This window comes from Faecalicatena contorta (genome assembly GCF_003149105.1).
Lineage (GTDB): Bacteria > Bacillota > Clostridia > Lachnospirales > Lachnospiraceae > Muricomes > Muricomes contortus_C.
Genome location: NZ_QGDS01000003.1, coordinates 39,087 through 42,407 on the forward strand (window position 1 = coordinate 39,087; position 3,321 = coordinate 42,407).

A 3,321-nucleotide genomic window follows, 5' to 3' on the forward strand; every position below is an offset into this window, starting at 1 on the left:
CCTGTCGGACCGGTTGCTCCGTCTGCCCCCGTTGGACCTGTTGGGCCGGTTGCTCCGTCTGCTCCATCTGCTCCTGTCGGACCGGTTGGGCCGGTTGCTCCGTCTGCTCCTGTTGCGCCTGTTGGACCGGTTGCACCAGTGGGACCAGCTGGAGTAGTATCCTCTATTGTAACAATTGCAGATCCTGATGTTACTGCAATGTCCAGTGTAGAGGACTGGAATGTTAGATTCTCACCTAACCCTACTGTTGCCGATCCAACTGGACCATTTACATTAAAAAGTGTTGTTCCAGGCTCTACGACACCTGTAGGACCCGTCGGGCCGGTGGGGCCAGTTGTTCCATCCGCCCCGGTTGGACCTGTGGGGCCAGCTGCTCCGGTTGGACCTGTTGGACCTGTGGCACCAGCTGCTCCTGTCGGGCCGGTGGGACCTGTGACACCATTTGCTCCTGTCGGGCCGGTGGGACCTGTTGGACCTGTGACACCATTTGCTCCTGTGGGGCCAGTGGGACCTGTGACACCATTTGCTCCTGTTGGGCCAATGGGTCCTGTTACTCCATCTGCCCCGGTTGGGCCAGTGGGGCCAATTGCTCCAGTCACTCCAGTTGGACCTGTTGGACCTGTGACACCATTTGCTCCTGTTGCTCCCGTTGGGCCTGTTGGGCCTGTTGGGCCTGTTGGCCCTGTCGGTCCTCCTGCTGGCCCTGTTGGTCCTGTCGGCCCTGTTGGACATATGGGTTTCGGACGACAACAACATGGATTGCACCCACAAAAATTGCAATTGGGTCCATTATGGCAACTTTGTTGTGATATATTTTCATTATTTTTCATTCTTATGACTCCTTCCATTAAAACTAATCTTATTCTAATATAATATATACAGCGTATACACTATTGGTTATTTTTAAGTTTTTGTTCTGAGTTTCAGAAGGAAAGATTCCGAAAAAAACAAGTGCAAACTGCACTTGTTTTCAAATGTAAATTATTGAGTTTTAAACATTCAAATTACTATTTTGTATGTAACTAAGTAAAAGAGTTTTATACAATTGCTTCTTTCACCGCATTTTCATGCTGAAATAATGTACAGCCGCCTTTATGGTTTAAGGCTTCTGCTGCGCTTATTTCGCGTATCTTTTCAAAAAATGAAGATTGCAATACGTTCAAAAGCGACTGCTCCTTCAAGTTCATCTCCGAATAAGGGGAAAATGGACAAGGCTCGGCTCCACCTATGGCATTAATGTGAAAAAAACCACGTCCGGCAGCCAAACATCCACCCATTGCTTCCTCATCACCAGGGAAAGACCGAATGATTATATCTTTGTTTTTCTTATTCCGGCGAAGACTATCAATCTGCGCTTTAAGGATACACAAGTTATTTTCATCTAAAATCAGATGATCTGTATTTTTTTCCACTGGGACATATTCAATATAGAAAACAAGGCCGCACCCATTTCCCCGCAGGGTTTCAACAAAGCTCGGTTCTGTTACATCATTTTGATTTTTCGTTGTCACAGTTATGGAAACTCCAAAAAGGATATTACGTTCTTTGAGACATTCAGCGGCTTGTCCTATCTTTTTTGACACACCTGCACCTCGCCTGGCATCTGTTTTTTCAGCATTACCTTCAATACTAATTACCGGGATAAGATTGCGGTGCTTATCAAAAAGATTGAGATAATACTCGTCTATCATAGTTCCGTTTGTAAATATCGGGAAAATGATATGTTCAAACTCGGCTGCCAATTGAATAACGTTATGCCGCAAAAGCGGTTCTCCGCCAGCTATAAGAATAAACGATATTCCAAGGTCAGACGCCTCTTGAAATACCCGACGCCAATCGCCGGCAGTCAGCTGTTCCTGCACCCGTTCACCACCGCAGCCGCCATTAGCCCATGCGTAGCAACCTGCGCACCGCAAATTACAATCTGTTGCTATGCTCGCAATCAAAAAAGGCGGGATATGCGTACCATTCTGCTCATGCCGTGCTCTTATCTTTGCACTTTTGCGCAAAGCAGAGACCATATGCAACATAAATGACTGCCCCCGCCCATTTCCAAAATAAAATCGTCCGGCAGTATCCGAAATATTTTTGATTCCACTATTCATAAAATTATTCAAGTTTAACATGGTCCCTATACCCCTTTTTGTTTTTCTAAATCATCAATTCGTGCCGCTCACTGCTCAAAAACTTGTATTTAAATTTACTCTCTAATTATGATTATATTACAAAATAAGTTTTTTTCAATAACGCATAATCAAATACTTCCTTTACCGCATTCGCAACAACGCCCTGACCCAATATAGTTCAGCAATATAATACTTAATAGAAAAATTTAAAAACCAAAAACTAATTCCTATTGAACTTTTGACGCAGTGAATTTCAAGTATGCATCATTATTACTTCTATACACATGTTGAAAGGGCTGGAATTTAATCACGTAATCGCCCTGATGCCTTCAAGGAGCTCTATAAAATACAACTAGACCGAAGACTTTTATATTGCCTGCATGAAAGCCATACAAAAACTAGATTTAGGCTGTTATGGCAAAAAACAAAGTTTTTTGATTGAATTCAGCTTGGTAACACATCTAATTCTCAAGCACCTTTTATACACAGAAGTACCGCCCTTTTGGCCTCGCGGGCAGTATCCCGTGTAATGTGACCGCTTATATTTTATTTTGGTATTTCCTTATCCCCATGGAATAAGATTTTCGCAGTATTAATTTATTAATAGTCCTCCTGAATAAAAAAATGGTAAGCTTTGAGCCTGAGTACCGCCGCTGGTTGTAAATCCTAATACAATAGAGACCTGATCTCCGGCAGATAATGCTATATTCAGTCCTGTTGAGGATCCCGATCTTGGTGTATAAATAGGATAGGCAATTCCCTGCAAAAATGGTTGTGATGCCTGCGTAATAGAACTAGTATCAATCACATAATCAATACTACCGGAAGGAGCAGTTGCAATAGCTACATATAATGTTATTGTACTAGTAGGTGTAAATGCTGCCACGGTAGCAAAATTGGCATAGATAGCCGTTAGTGTTCCATCTGTAGGCATTGTAAAGGTATAATAACCATCTGCCACATTGATGGAAAAGGTTGTTGGGCTGCTTAAGGCTATTGTAGTCGCAGATTCACCAAAACCAGTTGTGGCTATGACGGTTGATACGCCACTGGCATTTGTTGCAGGAGTAGCATTTACATAACCAGTGGCAAAAGGAATTAAGAATCCAGGGCCTGAAGATCCTGTTGGACCGGTTGGACCGGTCGCTCCGTCTGCCCCTGTTGGACCCGTTGCTCCGTCTGCTCCTGTTGGACC

The 3,321-nt window shown here is 43.8% G+C and carries 1 protein-coding gene and 2 pseudogenes; all 3 read right to left on the minus strand.

The features are described 5' to 3' along the window. A pseudogene (locus A8805_RS22480) lies at positions 1-830 on the minus strand (collagen-like protein); the annotation flags it as partial. Between the two features lie 207 nt (positions 831-1,037). Beyond that, on the minus strand, positions 1,038-2,126 hold the full coding sequence (locus tag A8805_RS06035) for a radical SAM/SPASM domain-containing protein (RefSeq protein WP_109709314.1): 1,089 nt from the start codon (positions 2,124-2,126) through the stop codon (positions 1,038-1,040). 592 nt (positions 2,127-2,718) lie between these two features. Continuing rightward, positions 2,719-3,321 (minus strand): annotated as a pseudogene (locus tag A8805_RS22755) (collagen-like protein); the annotation flags it as partial.

What these genes read in the sequence shown, in the direction of transcription:
- A8805_RS06035 (WP_109709314.1), bottom strand. Translation starts at nt 2,126, where the DNA reads ATGTTAAACTTGAATAATTTTATGAATAGTGGAATCAAAAATATTTCG.